Here is a 19,772-nt window from a genome sequence, read left to right on the forward strand (position 1 = left end):
ATTTTCTGTTTATTTAGCCACCTATGATTGACTGATGACCAATATGGCTGCTGAAGCAAGCGCTCAGCAAGGATCGTGTTATAAAATCTGACCTCCAATATTCTATATTGGTACTACTATATAGAGTTTTTTCGTATATTTCAACAATATTCAAAATAATTTTTCTAAAAAAATTTTTCTGTCTATAAAAAAGCGTCATTGAGAAAACAAGCTGCCTTTCATCGGCAGCTTGCTTATCCCCTTATGATTCTGATGCATTTTTTCTACTTTCTGTCATTTGCTTCCACACTGAGCCTTTCGCTTCTTCTCCAAGCTCAATCCGCTCAATCGCCATTTTCACTTGTAGACTGACTTCAAATTCAGGGTCTTGCTCTGCTTCTTTTAATGCTTCAAGTGCCGTTTCGTCACCTTCTTCATAAAGGAACATAGCAGCACGCCAGCGGACAAGCTTACTTGGGTCCTTTAATGCTGCGATCATCGCTTCTATCGCACTAGGATCACCAAGATCAGAAATACAGTCTCCAGCTGTTCTGCGGACCGTGACGGTTTTGTCTTCAAGCCCCTTATATAAAATAGGCAGGATCGCAGGATCTTCAATCATTCCAGCATTCACAACGGCCTGTCTGCGAATGGACGTTTTTGGGTCCTCCATTGCTTTCATTAAAACCGGAATATCCTTTTGCTTTGGCTGCATTTGTTCTAAATGGGCAAAACGCTTTTTCCAGTCTTCCTCGCGCAGCATTTCTTCTGTAACATCATATGCCTGGCGATTCACCTGTTTATCTACAGCCTCTTGTCCTTCCTTGACTGCCTCTGTTAAACGGGCTAAACGGTCGTCATCATAAGCTGCTTGAAGCTCTTCTGTGACTTCCTGTCCAATATCAGCAAATTCCCCAAAACGAACGCCGTGTTCTTTCCACACACGTTCAAACACGACATTGTCTGAACTGCTTCTGAGCTTTAAGATGGCTGCTTGGAAGCGTTCAGGCATGCCAAACCGCTCCTCTCTCTCACCGTCCGTCAGCTTGACCTGCATCGGAATCCCATTAAACATTTGGACGAACACTTTGACTTCGCCAAATGTGTCATCGCCTGACTGCGATCCTTGTTGAAGACCTTCTGTTTCTTGTCCAAACGCCTCTCTGACCTGTTGTAAAATACCCTGCCAGTCAAATTTTGCATTGCGTTCGACCGCTAAGAAATCCGCTACATGATAGACCCCTTTTACACCTTCAATATTTAAAATGCGCTTGATCATCTCTGGCGCTTCGTCTTTTTGATCCTTTTTGTAGTTGTTGCTTTTACCGCCGGCAAGCGCCTCTGTCAAAATGACCTTCATCGTATTCGGGCTTGGTGTCGGTTCTATTGCTATTATTTTCATCTATACATCCTCCTTGCACACATAAAGACCCTACTCATCTGTAAGGCCGCATTCTTCTTTCCACGTCTTGATAAATAAACACATAAATTCATGCCGCTCGTTAGCAAGCTGCTTTCCTGAGTAGGTGTTCATCAAGTCTTTTAAGTTGAGCAATTTTTCTTCCATATGCTTCAGCACTGAGCTCTGCTGCGAGCCCTTTGTATAGTGGGGCTCACCTTTTACGCCTGCATACGTAAACACTCTTGCAATGCCGCTTGCTCCTATCGCATCCAGCCTGTCCGCATCTTGAACAATGGCCCCTTCTAATGTCATTGGCCTATGCTGCATATGACGATGACGAAAAGACATTGTTGTAATGATATCCATGATAGATCGAATATCTCTCGTGTCCACTTCCCACAAAAGGAGCTGACGCTTAAGCTGATGGGGTGAAAGCTTCCATTCACTTGACAGCTTTTCATCGATTAAATCATGCACAATCGCCGCCATCTCGATGATAAAAAGAGAGCCGCCTTCCTGCTTTGCGATATGGACCGCAAGCAGGCGCACGCGATCGATATGAGCTGCATCGTGTCCAGTCGGCTCGTTCTTTAGCTTATTTGAAACAAAGGAGGTAGCAGCCTCTAATTGTTTTTGTTGCAAGATCGTATGCATGTTATTTGCCTAATAAGGCAATGATCGAGCTTTCTAATTCTTTTGGTGGTGTTTTAGGAGAGAAACGTTCAGTGACTTCCCCATTTTGATCGACGATAAATTTTGTGAAATTCCATTTCACTGTCTTCGTACCAAGCACACCTTTCGCATGACTTGTTAAGTGTTTGAAAAGCGGATGTGCATTGTCACCATTGACATCTACCTTTGCAAACATGGGGAATGTCACACCATAATTCAATGAACAGAATTCTTGAATCGCTTCTTCCCCTTCTGGCTCCTGGTTCATAAATTGGTTGCACGGAAATCCTAAAATTTCAAGGCCCTTTTCATGATATTGATCATATAGCTCTTGTAATTGTTTAAATTGAGGGGTAAGTCCACATTTGCTCGCTGTGTTCACGATAATGAGCACTTTCCCTTTGTAATCTGCCATTGATTTTTCCTGACCGTTAATGGTCTTGACCTGAATATCATAAATTGACATCTCATAGCCTCCTAGGATTCACTTTTTCCTATCGTAACATGCTTTTTTTAGAAAATCGCTTTTTATGCTTCCGGTTAAAAGAGACCTGTCACACTGCCGTCTTCTAATAAATCCATCTCAAGCGCAGCAGGCTTTTTAGGCAGCCCAGGCATAGTCAGAATGCTGCCGGTTAAAGCAACAATAAAGCCTGCCCCTACAGATGGCTTTAATTCTCGAATCGTAATGGTAAAGCCTTTTGGTCTGCCAATCAAAGCCGGATCATCTGAAAGAGAATACTGCGTTTTTGCCATACAAACCGGCAAATGAGTCCATCCGTTCTTCTCGATCGCTGCCAGCTGCTTTCTTGCTTTTGAGGTGAGCGTAATCCCATCTGCCCCGTAAACCGTTTGGGCAACTTTAGATAACTTTTCTTCGATGGAATCTTTCTCCTCATACAAATAGGAAAAGCTGTTCTTATTTTTCTCAATGAGTGTTGTGAGTTCCTTGGCAAGTGCTGTCCCGCCAGCACCTCCCTCCTCCCATACATTCACGGCTTTGACTGGATGTCCATGCGTTTTGCACCAATCTTCTATCGCCTGAATCTCTTCTTTTGTATCGGTTATAAAGCGGTTCACTGCGACGATGTATGGAAGACCAAAGGCTTGCACGGTTTCAATATGCTTTTCTAAATTATGTATACCTTCTAATACCGCACGTGTATTCTCTTCTTTGAGCTCTGTTTTCTGCACTCCGCCATGCATCTTTAGTGCTCTGACAGTCGCAACAATAACAACTGCACCAGGTTTGAAATCACCAGCTCTTGTTTTTATGTTCAAGAACTTTTCCGCACCTAGGTCCGCACCAAATCCAGCTTCTGTCACTACATAATCTGCTAATTTCGCCGCCATCTTTGTTGCAATTAAACTATTGCATCCATGTGCAATATTAGCAAAAGGGCCACCATGAACAAGGGCTGGAGTTCCTTCAATCGTTTGAACAAGGTTCGGTTTGAGCGCATCTTTTAATAGTAAGGTGAGAACCCCTTCATATCCAAGCCTACCTACTGTAACCGGCTCACCTTCTTGATTATAGGCAACAACAATAGAAGAAAGACGTTTTTTCAAGTCGTTTACGTCTTCTGCTAAACAAAGGATTGCCATCATTTCGGATGCAACTGTGATGTCAAATCCGTCTTCTCTAGGATACCCATTTAATTGACCTCCAAGCCCTACAACAACCTGTCTTAAAGCTCGGTCATTTAAATCAAGCACTCGTTTCCACACAATCCGGCGCGCGTCGATGCGGAGTTCATTTCCGTGATGGATATGATTATCAATAAATGCAGATAAGGCGTTATGCGCAGAGGTAATAGCATGAAAGTCTCCTGTGAAATGGAGATTGATTTCTTCCATTGGCAGCACCTGTGAATATCCGCCACCCGCTGCACCACCTTTAATACCCATTGTAGGACCTAGTGAAGGCTCTCTCATGGCAATGATCGCTTTTTTTCCGATTTTTTCGAAGGCTTGACCGAGACCAACTGTTACGGTGGACTTCCCCTCACCTGCTGGCGTTGGATTGATCGAAGTCACAAGAATCACTTGTCCTTCTTTTTGTTCCTTTAAACGGTCAAAAATAGTCAAAGATATTTTCGCTTTTGTGAAACCATAGCATTCTAATTCTTCGTCATGTATTTGCAGCTTTGCTGCGATGTCTTGAATAGGTCTCAGCTTAGCCTTTTGGGCAATGTCAATATCTGATAAATGCTTCGTGATCATAAATAAACGGCCTCCTTTTTTGACAGAAACAGCATTCTTTTTTGCTCTATTTTTCATTGTAACATAATTGAAACATTGAAATATCGCCAGAAAGTTCCTATAATGAAGTGAAATTAGCTTTGGTTCAGGGGGTGGCGAGTTGCCTATTAATATACCAGTTCATCTGCCGGCAAAACAAATACTAGAGAGCGAAAACATTTTCGTCATGGATGAGACAAGGGCATTCAAGCAGGATATCCGTCCTTTGAATATCGTGATCTTAAATTTAATGCCAAAAAAAATACAAACTGAAACGCAGCTGCTGAGAATGCTCGGGAATTCTCCTTTGCAAGTGTACTTTACGTTTTTGATTCCTAGTACACATACACCGAAAAATACATCAAGAGAGCATCTAGATGAATTTTATACAACCTTTGAATCGATTCGCCATAAAAAATTTGATGGAATGATCATCACCGGCGCACCAATTGAGCATCTACGTTTTGAAGAGGTTTCCTATTGGAAAGAGCTGCAGGACATCTTGGACTGGAGCAAAACCAATGTGACCTCTACCCTTCATATTTGCTGGGGTGCACAGGCAGGTCTATATCACCATTATGGTATTGAAAAAGTAAAGCTTCCTGAGAAAAAATTTGGTGTTTTTGAGCATCTTGTTAAAGAGAAAAAAGAAAGATTAGTTAGAGGTTTCGATGAAGTATACTATGTCCCACATTCTAGGCATACAGATATTAATACAGAACAATTAAAAAACACACCGAATCTAAAAGTGTTGAGTACGTCTGAAGAAGCTGGTGTTTGTTTAATTGTTTCAGATGATGATAAACAAGTATTTTTAACTGGACATCCTGAATATGATACAGACACATTAAAGCAGGAATATGAACGGGATTTGTTGAAGCATGATACAGTCAAAAAACCCGTCCACTATTTTATAGAAGATGGTGACACATTAGTCCCAGTGAATCGCTGGAAAGCCCATGCAACCTTACTGTTTATGAATTGGCTTAATTATTATGTTTATCAAGAAACACCATATGTGTGGGAATAAAATAGACTGAGGTCTGATGATAAATGGTCAAAATGTGTTAAAATACAAATGGCTCTGTCTTCCATTATCAATTTAGTCTGTTTGTTTTTTAAAATTAGTTTAATTCTTTCGTAACGAATGATATGCTCTGACTGTTTATATGTTATCTTTATGTATATGTAGACCTATGAGATTAATAGTTTTCGTACGAAGTTTTGTTGTTGTTGATTACATTTGAGGTGAATATTCTTGAATACCAATAAAAAAATATTAATCTTGACCGCAAATTATGGAAATGGACATATGCAGGTGGCAAAAACACTGTATGATGAATGTAAATCCCAAGGGTTTGAACATGTAATCGTTTCTAATTTGTATCAAGAATCCAATCCCATTGTGTCAGAAGTGACTCAATATTTATACTTGAAGAGCTTTTCCATTGGGAAACAATTTTATCGCTTGTTTTATTACGGTGTAGATAAAATTTACAATAAACGCAAATTTAACATTTACTTAAAGATGGGAAATAAGCGTCTCGACGAATTAATTCAGTTACACAATCCTGACATCATTATTATTACATTCCCGATGATTGTTGTGCCAGAATACCGAAATAAAACAGGTAAAGTGATTCCGACATTTAATGTCATGACTGATTTCTGTCTACACAAGATTTGGGTACATGAAAACATTGACCGATACTATGTTGCAACCAATTATGTGAAACAAAAATTAGTGGAAATCGGCACACATCCAAGCGATGTCAAGGTGACAGGCATTCCAATTAGACCACAATTTGAAGCAGATGTGCCAAAATCGATCATTTATAAAAAATATGGATTATCATCAGACAAAAAGGTCCTGCTCATCATGGCCGGTGCTCATGGTGTACTGAAAAATGTGAAGGAATTATGTGAAGCATTACTTCTTGACAGTGAAGTACAAATTGTAGTTGTATGCGGAAAAAATGCAGCGCTGAAACAATCGCTTAGCGAGCTTGAACAAGCACACCCACATCAATTGAAGGCGCTTGGATATGTGGAACAAATTGATGAATTGTTCAGAGTAACAGATTGTATGATTACAAAGCCAGGCGGTATTACATTAACAGAAGCAACAGCAATCGGTGTCCCAGTCATTCTTTACAAACCTGTCCCTGGACAAGAAAAAGAAAATGCTCTTTTCTTTGAAGATCATGGTGCTGCCATCGTCATCAACAGACATGAAGACATTTTAGAATCTGTGACCAACTTGTTGCAAGATGAAGAAAAATTAGAAGCAATGAAACAAAACATTAAAAAACTGCACTTAAACCAATCTTCTCAAACCATTTTGGAAGATATCGTCGAACAATCTGATCTCATCACGAGTAACAAAACTTATGCTCGTGCATTATCATAAAAAGGTGCCCGTCAATGACGGACACCTTTTTTCTTTTAGCCTTGATTCCCATTTGTTGTGTACAATTCTTCAAACGGCTGAACGACAACAAAGCCGCTTCCGCTGAACTTCATTTGAATGGACTCCCCGCTTCCCCTGCCAATAAAGGTTTTGAACGAAACATCTGTCACAAATTCAGTTTTCAAATCCCCTGACCATGCAACTGTCGCGTTTGGATCTGTATAGACTGAGTCACCTGGCTGAACAAGTAATGTAAGCGGCTCGTAATGACTCGTGATTGCAATCAAGCCTGGCCCTTCAAGTTTGACATTAAATAATCCGCCGGCAAGCATGCCAGAGACCTTTTTCATCAACTTGATATCCCAGCGGACTGACGGTTCAAATGCAAGAAGATCATTTCCATTAACAAAAATGGATTCACCTTGAGCCAAACGAAGAATCGAAATCTTTTTGCCTTGATCTGCAACATATAGCTTTCCATCACCAGTCGCTTTCATAAGTGAGGTGCCTTCTCCTGATAACATTTTTTTGAACATTTTCGAGACGCCATGTTCAAAAACGCCCTCGCGTTCAAACTTGATTTTGCCTCGATAGGAGACCATTGAACCTGTTTTTGCCCAAATGGTATCGGTCAAATTAATTTCTAGAAGTCTTGACGTTTCAAGCTCGAAGACCCCTTCTCCTTTATCCTCTTGCTGGGTTTTTTGAACAAATTCATCCATCGTATAACGATTCATGCTGCGCACCTCTTTCTTTATTTTTTTTATATACGGACAAGATATACGTTCGGTTTCGAAACACCAGATTATTTTATATATAAATGACAATTCACCAAAAAAATCAAACATTATGCTCAAATTTTGGCTCATCACCTTGACGCTTTACTTTTGATGGTGTATAGTGGAACCATCATTTAACAACTTCTAAGGCGTTAGATGGTGAAAAATTTTTTTTAGTATACCAAAAAAGGTATGCTACAGTACTAGGAGGAAAAAGCAATATGCAAAACGGTAAAGTAAAATGGTTCAATAATGAAAAAGGTTTCGGCTTCATTGAAGTTGAAGGTGGAGACGATGTATTCGTTCACTTCACAGCTATCGAAGGTGACGGCTACAAGTCTTTAGAAGAAGGACAAGAAGTTTCTTTTGAAATCGTTGAAGGTAATCGTGGACCTCAAGCAGCAAACGTAACAAAAATCTAATCAACTAAATGAATGATGAAACGACAAAATAAAGAGAGGCTTATGCCTCTCTTATTTGATTTTCAGCTGAATTTCAATCGCTAAAATATTTTGCTTCAGTCTTTGTTCAATTTCAGAGATATCTTTTTCGAGAAAAGGTCTTCCCTTCTTTGCTACATCTACTAGCTGCTCTAGATCGCTATACACCTCTTGAAATGTTCGATGTAATACCGTTTCGTAATCCTTATTATTCATGCCGGCCTTCCCCTTTTCCTCTATTATCCGTCACTTAGTCAAAAAGTAACTCAACCAAAACTTTCTATAGTTATATCGGCTCATTTTCTTGAATATGTTCTTTTTTTACACATTCTATTCGTTTTTTTTCATGAGTGGATGTATGATCAGGGAAAACCGGTGCACCCTCTTACTTTTTGAGCAGTGCATTTCCGCATTCTTTTATTTTTTCTCCTACTGTACATTGCTGAATACAAAAGGAATGGGCATATTTTTTACCAAATTCTTTTCGGAAGTGCTTCTTAATCAAACAATCTGAACAATACGTGTCTTGAAGATCCGTCAATTCTTTTACTGCTGTTTTTTTATCCACATTATTCAGCTCCGTCTGCATCTAATTTCAACTTGCTTTCGATTGGGACGTCTGCAAGAATCTGCCTTGCTAGCTGATCCGCTTCAGCATTTTGTTTACGATCAATCACTTCATATGTTGGTGTAAGTTTCAGCTCTTTTAAAGCAGCCTCAATCCGGTCGAGCCACTTGTTATGTACATCATCATAACAAGGCCATTCTCCATTTAGCTGATTCATGACAACAAGCGAATCTCCTCTAATCGTAACAGAATTTCTGCTGGCACCCAGGTCTTTTAAAGTTTTTACTGCTTCAAATAAAGCGGCATATTCCGCTTCATTATTGGTGATCCCTTGGAAAGGCTGATTTTTCCTCAATCGATAGGCATCTTTTCCAAGCTTATAATACACGACAATTCCAAGTCCTGATGCGCCCGTTTCTTTACGAAAACTCGCATCAAAATAGACCTGAAGCTGATCAGGTTCAAGCCTAAGTTCTTCCTGTAGCTTTTCAAGTTCTTTTATGGACCACATCGCCCCTTTTTCATCTTCAAATGATAGGAGTGACTGTGGTTCTTTTTTGTCTATATGCTTTGCTAAAAGAAAGGCCTCTTTTAGCTCCATCCAATCTTCTTGGAAAAAAGCAATGGACCCAATTGATTTCACTTTCATTGTATAGTGTGCTCTTAGTTTCATTGATCACATCGCCTTCCCGTGCTTTTAAGGTAAACGTTCGTTATGCTATAATCAAAAAGTTACATTTTACAATGAGAAAGGAAGTTCATGTCACTTGTTTAATGAAGGTATTTGGATCTTATTTGCGATCATTAATTTTATCATTGTTCTTCTATTTTATAAAGGATTTGGCAAGATGGGCCTTTTCGTCTGGATTGGCTTTGCAACTGTTGCCGCAAATTTACAAGTGGTCAAAACCGTTGAATTATTTGGATTAACGGCAACACTCGGTAACATTTTATACGGCAGTGTGTTCTTTGCAACGGACGTCCTCAATGAAAAATATGGACAAACAGAAGCGAGAAAAGCTGTCTGGATTGGCTTTGCCACCCTTTTAACATTAACCGTTGTCATGCAGGAGGCTTTGCTATTCCATCCCGCTCCATCTGACATTTCACAAACATCATTAGAAACGATTTTTGGCTTTATGCCAAGGGTCGCTCTTGGTAGTCTTGCTGCTTATATCATCAGTCAAATGTTAGATGTTTATGTATATTCGTTTATTCGCCGGATATTTCCTTCAGACGGTGCGCTCTGGCTGCGAAATGCGGGGAGTACGATGATTAGCCAGCTGCTTGATACACTCGTTTTCACAACGATTGCCTTTCTTGGCACCTACCCATTCCAGATATGGATTGAAATTTTCATCACGACATATGTCATTAAATTTATCGTAGCTGCGATCGCCACACCATATGCATATGCCGCAAAAAAAATGGTTCCGCTTGATGAAAGGGGGAAATAATTTGCCAGCTGAAATTTACATTGATGGTGCTAGTGCAGGAAATCCAGGTCCCTCTGGCATCGGCATTTTCATTAAATATGATGGAAAGGCTGAATCTTTTTCCATTCCTCTTGGAACTATGAGCAATCACGAAGCGGAGTTTTCCGCTCTTATTGAAGGGATGAAAATTTGCGTAGAAAAAGGGTTGCGGACTGTTTCATTCCGCACAGATTCACAAGTAGTCGACCGCGCGGCCAATGCAGGATTTGCTAAAAATCCAGCTTTTCGGCATTTTATCGAAGAAATGCTGCAGCTCCAAAGCGAATTTGATTTATTTTTCATTAAGTGGATTCCGAGCAAGGAAAATCAAGTAGCTGATCAGCTCGCTAGAAAAGCGATTCACCTTTCTAAAGGATGAATCGCTTTTTTTAGGTTATGCTAATGTGTGAGGTGATACTGATTGGATAAAGAGAACAAAGGTCGTGTCACAAACGGGACAACTCCTCAAGGTGATGCGCAAACAAAAGATAAACAGCCCCTATCTCAGCTAGAAAATAGAGCGAAAAAAAGCAATACGAAAAGCTAAACCACGCTGAAAAAGACAAAGAGCCAAAATAAAGATCACTTTAGCCCTTTGTCAACAATCTAGGAGATCAGCTCTAGCTGATCTCTATTTTACTTAAACGATTCACCATCGGTTCAATTCCTTTGATTTGATGTAAACGCAGCATAGCCGCCGCCCGCTCTTGATTCACATTCATTTTCGTTTCGTCAATTGGACAGCTGAGCGGCACATCGCATTTGATCTCTGCCAGTATACGAGAAAGCTTCAAATCTTCTAAACCCGCTTGCATTTTCTTTTGCTGCGCAGCTGTGAGTTCATGAATATTTTCTAACAATCCATCAATTGTTTGATATGTTTGGATAAACTTCAATGCCGTTTTTTCTCCGATTCCTTTTACACCTGGATAATTATCACTTGAATCACCCATGAGTGCTTTCATATCAATCAGTGCCTTTGGAGAAATGCCCATTTCCTCTTCAAATAAGGCTTTTGTATATTGCTTATAATTCCCGATTCCTTTTTGCATGAGGGCCACTGACACTTGTTCATTCAAAATTTGCAGCAAATCTTTGTCTCCAGTTAAGACGGTTACACGCGCCTCTTTTTGATAGAGTGCAGCAAGCGTACCGATACAATCATCTGCTTCAAAGCCTTTTAAGCCAACATTCACAATTCCTAGTTCTTCTGTAGCTTCTTTTGCTAAATCGAACTGCGGGATAAGCTCGACAGGCGGCTCTCCTCGATTGGCTTTATAATCTTGAAACAATTCATTTCGGTACGTTTGGCTTCCCATATCCCAGCAGCAAACGATATGGGTTGGCTCAAATGTCTGTACAGCTGTCAACAAATGCTTCAAATAACCATTCACTCCATTTGTCGGCACACCATGATCATTTATCATAAAATTGCGATGAACAGCCGTCGCATAAAACGACCTAAAAAGCAGCGCCATGCCATCTACAAGCAGTACGTGTTTATTCATTTTTATAAACTCCCTTTTCAAAACAATACTCCTATTCTATCACAGAACACCGACATGGACATAAAAAGGCGCCTTCTTCTTTTGAAAAGAAGAGGCAGCCGATTTACTTTTTGCCATATTGCATTTTTTCTGTTTCAGCTTCTGCATAGGAAGGCATGTCTTTTTGTTTAGGCACACGCTCTTCCTGCCGCTTTACGTTTTGCTTTTTTTCCATCATCATTCTCCTTTCTCGGTTCATTTGTTAAGATGACCTGAAAAGAGAAAGTTACTCTTTACTTTTGTTTACGTTCGACATACTCCCTTACCATATCGATCGTGACATGCTTACGCTGTGGCACAATTCCGCCTCTTGCAAGCTCATTCATTTTTGAAGTAATGGCATTGATCTCATCTGTTGTAAATGGCTCCTTTTGCTCACACTTTGCTACGGCAGCTTCTATCGCCTGTTCTCTTTTCTGTTCAAGTGCGAGAAAGGATTGGATATGAGCATGCTGCTTTTGTGAATGTGCGGAGATGTCTTCGTGTACACTCGTCATTTTGTATCAACTGCTTTCTTTTTTATCTAGTCTACCATGAATCAAATGGTTTTCAACTGCTTCCTCCATTCATTCGTTTGTTCATATACTTGTTCAATGATGGCCTGCTCTTTGGCATCTGTCGTTAAGCTCGTAATAAATGTTTGTTTTTGTTCACTCAGCTGCTGGATGGCTTCTGTTTCATACCTTTCAGTAAAGGTCTCCACCATCTTTTCGTATCTGCTCAATAATTCTGCTGTTTCTTTATCTGCCCACTCAGTCGTTAATTGAAGAAGAATATCTCGAATCCCTTCAATAAATGCAGCCTTTCCATTTTGTTCAAAGAAGGCTTTTGCTGATTTTTGTTTCTTTAAGAGCGGCTCAAATTGGCTAAGATCTGCTTCGACTTCAATTTGTTTTAGCTCAGCGTTTTTTTCTTCCGGCGATGACAGCCTGAGGGAAAAGTAAGGATCTTCAGCACATGCAGCCTGCATGCCCTTCTCCCACTCCTCCTTAAAATACTGATTGATAAACGATTCCATTCGGATATCGAGCGCCTTGAGCTCCTGTATAAATTCAAATTCATAATCCTTTAACGCCTGTTCAAGCGCCTTTTTCAACTGCTGCCCGAAATTTCCTTGGGATAGTCCAGGATAAAAGGCGGTCTTTAACATATCATTTGCAAATAGTGATAGACGCTGAACAATATGGTAAAGCTGTTCTTGCAAGTCCTTTTTTACGCTTTCTATCACTAGCTTCGACCGTTTGACCTGGCTCATTTTTTCAAGGATTGCTTCATGGGATGTTTCTATCTTTTTCTTTTCCGCTCGTTTCTCATCCTCTGACTGATGCAAGGTTGCATGTAGCTTGTCGACTGTTCCACATAGTGTAATCGCTTCAAAATGCAAAAGCTCGATGGCATCTTTCGTTAATTCTTCCTCAATAAAATAGTCGAGTTGTTGTCTAAGCTGTGCATATTGATTATAAGCTGTCTGCCCCTTCCCTTCGATCTCTTCCTTACTGGACACATGATGAAGGTTTGGGTTTCGGATGCCTTCTTTTGTGAGTTCATTTTTCACATAGTCAAAGACGGTTTCAAGTTCTGCTTGGTCCTTTGCAAGGTCAGCTGCATTGATAATAAAGAACATTTTATCCATGCTAAATGAATCTTTTACAAGCCCGAGCTTACGTAAAAATGACCGATCCGCCTTTGAGAAAGAATGCTGATAGTACGTTAAATAAAGAAGGGCGTCTGCATCCTTCATATATTGAAAGGCCAACTCTGTGTGACGCTTATTCATACTGCTTGCACCTGGCGTATCAACAATCGTCAGTCCTTTATCTGTTAGAGGCGTGCTTAAATACACCGTCACTTCCTTGACCACACAAGAAACAGCTTCTTCTGCCACATACGGCTTTAGTTCTTGAAGTGTGACATTTAAAGACGTATTGTTGTCAATAGATTCATGAAAACGGGCATGCGCTTTAAGAAAATGTTCAACAATGATGTAGTGATCCTGTTCAAGCTGTCTTTTTTTCAACACTCGTTCGAGTTTCGCTCTAAACGTATCTCCTTTTTCTTCTGAGATAGAAAATCCGAGAATCTGATTGAGCTCCTCTAACATTTCCTGTTCTGTTTTGAAGACCACTTTCACACTTTCATGCGGGTGATCTTCCGTCGGCCGTGTTAACTTGTTGATCGTTGCAGTTGTTGGCGTAGGTGATGATGGCAATACCTTTCGCCCAACAAGTGCGTTTGCAAAGGAAGATTTCCCCGAACTAAAAGCGCCGAATAAGGCGAGTGTAAACTCTTTTGCCTGTAGCCGTTCTGTTCGTTTTTCAAAGGACTTTCTTTGAGACTGAAGAACGTCTAGTGGCAATAAAATACGAGCAAGCTGTGCAAACTGCTCAATCGACTGTGCCGTTGTTAAGTGCTGAGTCTGACGTATTTGATCACGATCTGCCGGCTCATTTTCTTGCTCACTCTCTTCAGCCTGAAATGGCGCTCGGTGCTGCTTCAGCTGGTCATGCTGCATCCATTGTTTTTTCTCATAAAACCAATCCTCTTGGATCAGCTCATCTGTTCCATTTTTCCATATATCCCATACATGCTGGATGTCCCGCTTGATTTGTTCATCTTTTTCGATGCATTGCTCAAGCGTTTGAAGCTCTTTTTTCGCCTGTGCCCATTTTTCTTGCTGCTTCCCTTTTTCCTTCGTGAGCTGGTCTTTTAGTGTTTCGGTCATTTGTTCAATTAGTGGCATCACGTTCTGTTTAGCCTGTCTTTTCAAGGCGTCCCCTGCATCTTTTGCATATTGAAGAACATATTCATTAGAAAAAGTCGCACCGGGATGAATGACTTTTTCAAGCAGGGATTCTTGAACAGGTGTTTCAAACGCCATCACTTGATTTAACAGTTCTTCACCAAGCTGATGCCGCTTGACTTCCTTTTTGAGAAGCTCTGCAATATGCCAGTCCACTTCTGCCTTCATTCTCGCCTGTACATCTGCTAGGAAATTGTTTGCTCGTTTTTCTTTTTCCTGCTCGGTTTTATTTTTAGCGAAGAGTAGCCCTACTTTAAAGCCAGGAGCTTTCGATTCGAGATAGTCACTTGCGAGCTCTCTCATCCTAAATGGGGTTAGGTTCGCATTTTTTAAAATGCTTTCCACTTCAGAAGATACTTCGTCTTCTAACTGTTTTGCGCCATTTTCGATCAATCGGTTTTTCGCTTCAAGTTCGTTGACTTCATTTCTTTTATTTTGAAGCTGCGTCTTAAGATCCTCATCCTGCAGCTCTTCTTTTAACCATTCGATATGTTCTTTGAGAACATGCTCAATCTTCTGCTCTGTATAGGCCCGAAGAGATGCTTTAGGCAATGTTTGTAATTCTTGTAGTTTCTCAACTAGACGCAGCATTTCGTTTCTTGGATGCGCCTCATCGGTTACAGATGTAAAATATAGATGATCTTCCTCAATGCCTTCTTTCAAAAGCATCTCAACCACTTGATGTTTGTAGTCTTCAAACGTTGTCTCATGTTCATCATGCCGATCGACTTGATTCACGATAAAATAAAGATTTGGCACTTGCTCTTTGATGGAGCGAATGAATCGAATGTTTTCTTCAGAATGAACATGGTTATAGTGAACGACATAAAAAAGAGCATCTGCTTGATGTAGAATTGACGCAGCAGATAAAAAGTGTGCATGATCCGTTGAATCAATTCCTGGTGTATCGATCAGTGCCACCTTTTCTTCAAGTCCCCTATAATCACCACTAATTTCGACCATTTCAATCTGTTCTCCATCCTTACAAAAACGCTGTACCGCTTCTTTATCATAAGAACCGCTCATTTTTGCAAAACGGCCATCAGAGGTGTGAAGCTGCATTTCACTTTCCCCTTTTCTCACAACGACTAAGTTTGCACTTGTTGGAATGGGGCTCGTTGGCAGGATTTGATCATGAAGCAAATGATTGACAAGTGATGACTTACCAGCAGAATAGTGACCGGTAAATGCGATATACACTTCTTCTTCTGCTTCCTTTTTCATAATTGATGCAAGTTTGGCTGCACGTTCATGGTCATCCCTTTTGAGAAGGCTTTGATATAAAGCACCTGTAGTTTGAACGAGCGAATCTCGAATAGACAAATCTTTCATGACGATAAACCCCTTTGTTTTTAGAAAAGTCAGTTATGTATGTGATACCATTTTACACAAAATAAAGAGATTTTTCTTCTGATCTGAGGAAATAAAAAAATCTGCTACCCGATCAGTCGCGATTGACTGCGATCAGGAAGCAGATTTTTTTGAAACACCTTTTAAAACAAAGCCAATTAAAAGGCTGTATACACAAACCGTACCGAGTAAGAAAATCATTGTCATGTGAATCACCGTCCATTCTTCATGATTGAGAATGCTTATCATTAATGAAAGTGTAGCACAACTGATAATGATTTTCAATATTAATTTAATAAATACTCATTCAGTGCCTTTTCTTCGGTTTGGATTCTCACCATCATCATCCACCCATTTAAACACGTAAACAAAATGGCGGTCATATATGCCTCAAATAAGAGCGGGATCAAAATAAGCTCAATCGCCACCACCACATAGTTAGGATGCTTTAACCAGCGATACGGCCCCTTTTTGACAATCATCGCATTTGGCACCACTAAAATCTTTGTATTCCAGTACGTCCCAAGAGAACATAATGCCCAGTATCGAACCACCTGTGTAGCCAGAAGGAACACGAGCAGCAATAGAAAAAAATGGGACGGTTTGCGGTTTAACAGCCATGTCTCTCCAATGAGTGAGAGGAAAAATGCAGCATGCATGGCGACCATATAGGGATAATGACTAGCACCAAATTCAATCGCTCCGATCGATTTCACTTTCTTCTCATTTCTTTTCGCAACAAGCATTTCAATCAGGCGCTGACAAATGAAGAAACCAATGATGAGCCAAAAGATCATGAAGAGATTTCCTCCCATTTCATGAGTAGTAATTCAGAGGAAAAGCCTGGACCAAGCGCTCCGCAAAGTCCCACATCTCCCGGATCAGGTGCGCGATGTTCAAGAAAATGCTTGATCACATACATCACTGTAGCAGAGGACATATTCCCGTGGTGCTTCAGTACTTCTTTTGAAGAAAAAAGCTGATGTTCTTGTAGAGATAGACTGTCAAGATAGGCATCAATGACTTTTTTCCCTCCAGGGTGGGCAAGAAAAACAGATAGGTCGTCTGTTGAAAACCTGAGCTGATGTAGAAATTGCTCCACCTGCTCTTTTAGCCAGCCTGAAATAATAGACGGAATGTCACGTGAGAATATGACCTGAAAGCCGTCACTTGTAAATGCCCAACCCATCACATCCTCAGACTCTTTCATCGTTACTGACTGTGTACCAAGTAATTTAGGCACTGTTTTTAACTGCGTATAGTCAGATGCAGCCTTTTCTCCAGTTAACAGAACCGCCGCCGTCCCGTCTCCGAACAAGGAGGTACCGATTAAATTGCTTTTTGATTGATCTTCCGGCTGAAAGGTTAAACTGCACAGCTCACATGCGACCACTAGAACCTTCGCTTCTGGGTATGCCCTTATATATTCATAAGCTCGTGACAGCCCTGCCGCTCCGCCCCCGCACCCTAGCCCCCAAATCGGCACTCGTTTCGTATAAGGCGAAAAAGGGAGAGCATTCAGCAGCTTTGCATCAATACTTGGTGTTGACAAACCGGTGCTTGAGATGAAAAACAAAACATCAATCTCTTCATACGCAATAGGCTTTTTAAGGAAGGTTGTCTCATGAAGACAGTGAATAATCGCTTCTTTCGCATGAGCCAATGCCTTTTCCAAATAGAGATTATTTTTCTCTTCAAAAGAGTGGTGCGTCTGATACCATTCAATGGGCTGCACAAACTGTCTGCTCTGAATTTCTCCATTTTGAAACGCTCTCAGCAACCGGTCAATATCTTTAAACGATCGTTTAAATTGAGATTTTGCAAATTCAGCAGCTTTTTGCTGATCCACATGATTCTTTGGCAGACTTGTTCCAACAGAAAGAATGTACGCCACCTGCTTCACCTCTTTTTTTGGTTAATATCCCCTATCAAAAGTAAGATATACATGCCAAATCGTCACAATCCAGTCAAAACATTTTCCTCCGTCTAACTTTTTGTCTTGACGACAATTGATAAATATTGGATAATATAAGTGAAAACATGATGTAGTTTTCCTCCTTCACAGGTTCGTTCCAAGCCAAGCGAACCTGCTTTTTTTTATGCAAAAAAAACACCTCTCAGGTGAGAGGTGCTTACATAACAGATTGTTTAGGTTCTTCCACATGATGATCGTGCTCTGTGTCTTTTTTAAATGGAATCATGTGATAAATGATATGAAGTAAAATGGCGGTAAAGCTCCCAGCCACGATTCCGTTACTTGTCAATAGTTTGATGGATTCTGGCAGATGCTCAAACATTTGCGGCACAACAGTGACACCTAGACCAATCCCAACTGAGCAAGCGACGATGAGCAAGTTTTCCTGTTTTGCAAAATCGACGCGCGTGAGCATTTTAATACCGTACGCAATGACCATGCCAAACATCGCAACCATTGCGCCGCCTAGAACAGACTTTGGAATAATCGTTGTAAATGCAGCGATTTTAGGAAAAAGACCAAATACCATCAACAATACTCCTGTCACAACAATGACCTGGTTTTTCTTGACACCCGTTAACTGGATCAATCCAACGTTTTGCGAGTAGGCTGTATACGGAAAGGCGTTGAAAATACCGCCTAATAAAACAGCAATCCCTTCTGCTCGGTAGCCCTTTGCTAAATCCTTCTCCTTTAATGACCGATTCGTTAAGTCTCCTAGTGCGAAATAAACACCTGTTGATTCAACTAAAGATACAATCGCAACTAACGTCATGGTCATGATGGGCGCAAATTCAAAGGTAGGCATGCCAAAATAAAAAGGTTCAATTATGCGGAAAACTTGTGCATTCACTACTTCGGCCGTTTCCACTTTTCCTAATAGGGCAGCGACTGCTGTCCCAAATAGAATACCGATTAAAATAGCAATCGCCTTCATAAATCCCTTCGTGAATCGATAGAGCAAAACAATCATAAACAGCACAAGGAAAGCGAGCCCTAGATTTTCAAAAGATCCATAATCTGCACTTCCTTCTCCGCCTGCCATGTTGTTCATCGCTACAGGAATGAGGGTAATACCAATAATGGTCACGACAGAACCTGTTACAACGGGCGGAAAAAATTTCACAAGCTTCCCAAAGAAAAAAGAAAGGAGAATGACAATGCACCCTGAAGCGATAATACTTCCATATATAGACGAAATCCCATATTTAGAGCCAATCGCAATCATAGGAGATACGGCAGTAAATGTACAGCCTAATACCACAGGCAAACCTATGCCAAAGAAGCGGTTTTTCCATACTTGGAGCAGTGTAGCGGCACCACACATGAAAATATCCGCGGAAATTAAGTACGTCAGCTGTGCAGGCGAGAGCCCAAGTGCATCTCCAACAATGAGGGGGACAAGAACCGCGCCTGCATACATCGCCAGTACATGCTGAATGCCTAGCGAGAGCGTTTTGACTTTTTTAGCGGCACTCATGATTGTACCTCCTGTACAAACGTGACTTTCCCTTCCTCGAGTGATGCAATACGCGCGAGTGACTCGACGCGGTAGCCCATTTGCACAAGCTCTTTTCTTCCAGGCTGGAATGACTTCTCAATGACAATGCCAAATCCGGCTACTTTTGCCTTCGCCTGCTTTGCAATAGCGGCTAGTCCTTTAGCAGCTTCACCGTTTGCTAAAAAGTCGTCGATGATTAACACACAATCATTTTCACTAAGGTGCGTATTTGAGACAGCGATGGTACTTTCTACTTTTTTCGTAAAGGAGTACACACTTGCTGTTAAAAGGTTATCCGTTAATGTGAGTGATTGGCGTTTTCGAGCAAAGACCACAGGCACCTGAAGAGCAAGTCCAGCCATCACAGCAGGTGCGATGCCAGACGATTCGATAGTGATGATTTTTGTAATGCCATCATGCTTGAATAATCTAGCAAACTCTTGACCGATCTCATGCATTAACACAGGATCAATTTGATGATTTAAAAAGGTATCTACCTTTAATACTTGATTTGACAGAACGATTCCTTCGTTCTCAATTTTTTGACGTAACAATTCCATCATTCTTCCCCCTAGCATATTGGCAAACATCTTATTTTTTGCATAAAAAAAGCATTGCTGTCCATGAGGAGCA

The 19,772-nt window shown here is 40.7% G+C and carries 22 protein-coding genes; 6 read left to right on the plus strand and 16 right to left on the minus strand.

Annotation, left to right across the window (positions count from 1 at the left end; translation table 11 throughout):
* Positions 1-241: 241 nt before the first annotated feature.
* From IEE86_RS02425 to IEE86_RS02440, 4 genes are all read right to left on the minus strand, one after another.
* On the minus strand, positions 242-1,381 hold the full coding sequence (locus IEE86_RS02425; protein WP_191095783.1) for a conserved virulence factor C family protein: 1,140 nt from the start codon (positions 1,379-1,381) through the stop codon (positions 242-244).
* A 30-nt stretch (positions 1,382-1,411) separates the two neighbouring features.
* Positions 1,412-2,035: an HD domain-containing protein gene (locus IEE86_RS02430; RefSeq protein ID WP_191095784.1), complete on the minus strand. Its 624-nt coding sequence runs from the start codon at positions 2,033-2,035 to the stop codon at positions 1,412-1,414.
* 1 nt (position 2,036) lies between these two features.
* The gene (locus IEE86_RS02435; protein ID WP_191095785.1) at positions 2,037-2,519 is read right to left on the minus strand and encodes a glutathione peroxidase; all 483 of its coding nucleotides are present in this window, start codon (positions 2,517-2,519) and stop codon (positions 2,037-2,039) included.
* Between the two features lie 74 nt (positions 2,520-2,593).
* Positions 2,594-4,276 carry a formate--tetrahydrofolate ligase gene (locus IEE86_RS02440; RefSeq protein ID WP_191095786.1) on the minus strand — a complete coding sequence of 561 codons (1,683 nt, stop codon included), beginning with the start codon at positions 4,274-4,276 and terminating at the stop codon, positions 2,594-2,596.
* 139 nt (positions 4,277-4,415) lie between these two features.
* Here IEE86_RS02440 and metA point away from each other — a divergent pair, with 139 nt between their 5' ends.
* Positions 4,416-5,324 (plus strand): homoserine O-acetyltransferase MetA, encoded by a 909-nt coding sequence (metA, locus tag IEE86_RS02445; protein WP_191095787.1) that lies wholly within the window; start codon positions 4,416-4,418, stop codon positions 5,322-5,324.
* 228 nt (positions 5,325-5,552) lie between these two features.
* Complete coding sequence (locus IEE86_RS02450) at positions 5,553-6,704, plus strand: diglucosyl diacylglycerol synthase (RefSeq protein ID WP_191095788.1); 1,152 nt, start codon at positions 5,553-5,555, stop codon at positions 6,702-6,704.
* A 35-nt stretch (positions 6,705-6,739) separates the two neighbouring features.
* On the opposite strand, the gene IEE86_RS02455 is transcribed toward IEE86_RS02450, so the two are convergent.
* Entirely contained in the window at positions 6,740-7,441 is a 702-nt protein-coding gene (locus IEE86_RS02455; protein WP_191095789.1) for an AIM24 family protein, read from the minus strand.
* A gap of 263 nt (positions 7,442-7,704) precedes the next feature.
* Here IEE86_RS02455 and cspD point away from each other — a divergent pair, with 263 nt between their 5' ends.
* Positions 7,705-7,905 (plus strand): cold-shock protein CspD, encoded by a 201-nt coding sequence (gene cspD, locus IEE86_RS02460; RefSeq protein WP_003215784.1) that lies wholly within the window; start codon positions 7,705-7,707, stop codon positions 7,903-7,905.
* 51 nt (positions 7,906-7,956) lie between these two features.
* On the opposite strand, the gene IEE86_RS02465 is transcribed toward cspD, so the two are convergent.
* From IEE86_RS02465 to IEE86_RS02475, 3 genes are all read right to left on the minus strand, one after another.
* Complete coding sequence (locus IEE86_RS02465) at positions 7,957-8,139, minus strand: hypothetical protein (protein WP_191095790.1); 183 nt, start codon at positions 8,137-8,139, stop codon at positions 7,957-7,959.
* 169 nt (positions 8,140-8,308) lie between these two features.
* A complete protein-coding gene (locus IEE86_RS02470; RefSeq protein WP_191095791.1) occupies positions 8,309-8,491 on the minus strand; it encodes a zinc-finger domain-containing protein in 183 nt (60 codons plus the stop codon).
* A 1-nt stretch (position 8,492) separates the two neighbouring features.
* Entirely contained in the window at positions 8,493-9,164 is a 672-nt protein-coding gene (locus IEE86_RS02475; protein WP_191095792.1) for a ribonuclease H family protein, read from the minus strand.
* A 94-nt stretch (positions 9,165-9,258) separates the two neighbouring features.
* On the opposite strand from IEE86_RS02475, the gene IEE86_RS02480 reads away from it, so the two are divergent.
* Genes IEE86_RS02480 through IEE86_RS19280 form a run of 3 tightly spaced genes read left to right on the plus strand, consistent with a single transcriptional unit; the run spans position 9,259 to position 10,513 of the window.
* The gene (locus IEE86_RS02480; RefSeq protein WP_191095793.1) at positions 9,259-9,948 is read left to right on the plus strand and encodes a queuosine precursor transporter; all 690 of its coding nucleotides are present in this window, start codon (positions 9,259-9,261) and stop codon (positions 9,946-9,948) included.
* Position 9,949: 1 nt separating this feature from the next.
* On the plus strand, positions 9,950-10,345 hold the full coding sequence (locus tag IEE86_RS02485) for a reverse transcriptase-like protein (RefSeq protein WP_191095794.1): 396 nt from the start codon (positions 9,950-9,952) through the stop codon (positions 10,343-10,345).
* A 42-nt stretch (positions 10,346-10,387) separates the two neighbouring features.
* Positions 10,388-10,513 (plus strand): small, acid-soluble spore protein L, encoded by a 126-nt coding sequence (locus tag IEE86_RS19280; RefSeq protein ID WP_224740741.1) that lies wholly within the window; start codon positions 10,388-10,390, stop codon positions 10,511-10,513.
* A gap of 73 nt (positions 10,514-10,586) precedes the next feature.
* On the opposite strand, the gene IEE86_RS02490 is transcribed toward IEE86_RS19280, so the two are convergent.
* The 8 genes from IEE86_RS02490 to xpt all read right to left on the minus strand — a co-directional run bounded on the left by IEE86_RS02490 (position 10,587) and on the right by xpt (position 19,699).
* Entirely contained in the window at positions 10,587-11,474 is an 888-nt protein-coding gene (locus IEE86_RS02490) for a 5'-3' exonuclease (RefSeq protein ID WP_191095795.1), read from the minus strand.
* A gap of 272 nt (positions 11,475-11,746) precedes the next feature.
* A complete protein-coding gene (locus IEE86_RS02495) occupies positions 11,747-12,010 on the minus strand; it encodes a YpbS family protein (protein WP_191095796.1) in 264 nt (87 codons plus the stop codon).
* A 41-nt stretch (positions 12,011-12,051) separates the two neighbouring features.
* The gene (dynA, locus tag IEE86_RS02500) at positions 12,052-15,645 is read right to left on the minus strand and encodes a dynamin GTPase (RefSeq protein ID WP_191095797.1); all 3,594 of its coding nucleotides are present in this window, start codon (positions 15,643-15,645) and stop codon (positions 12,052-12,054) included.
* A gap of 132 nt (positions 15,646-15,777) precedes the next feature.
* Entirely contained in the window at positions 15,778-15,912 is a 135-nt protein-coding gene (fbpC, locus tag IEE86_RS19590) for a Fur-regulated basic protein FbpC (RefSeq protein ID WP_318010240.1), read from the minus strand.
* Positions 15,913-15,950: 38 nt separating this feature from the next.
* Positions 15,951-16,460, minus strand: coding sequence for an isoprenylcysteine carboxyl methyltransferase family protein (locus tag IEE86_RS02510; RefSeq protein WP_191095798.1), 510 nt, complete (start codon positions 16,458-16,460; stop codon positions 15,951-15,953).
* A complete protein-coding gene (locus tag IEE86_RS02515) occupies positions 16,457-17,557 on the minus strand; it encodes a type III polyketide synthase (RefSeq protein ID WP_191095799.1) in 1,101 nt (366 codons plus the stop codon). Before IEE86_RS02515 ends, IEE86_RS02510 begins: the two co-directional genes overlap by 4 nt.
* 238 nt (positions 17,558-17,795) lie before the next feature.
* A complete protein-coding gene (pbuX, locus tag IEE86_RS02520; RefSeq protein ID WP_191095800.1) occupies positions 17,796-19,118 on the minus strand; it encodes a xanthine permease PbuX in 1,323 nt (440 codons plus the stop codon).
* Positions 19,115-19,699 (minus strand): xanthine phosphoribosyltransferase, encoded by a 585-nt coding sequence (xpt, locus tag IEE86_RS02525; protein WP_191095801.1) that lies wholly within the window; start codon positions 19,697-19,699, stop codon positions 19,115-19,117. Before xpt ends, pbuX begins: the two co-directional genes overlap by 4 nt.
* Between the last annotated feature and the right edge of the window lie 73 nt (positions 19,700-19,772).

This window comes from Bacillus crepusculi (genome assembly GCF_014764715.1).
Taxonomy (GTDB): domain Bacteria; phylum Bacillota; class Bacilli; order Bacillales; family Bacillaceae; genus Bacillus.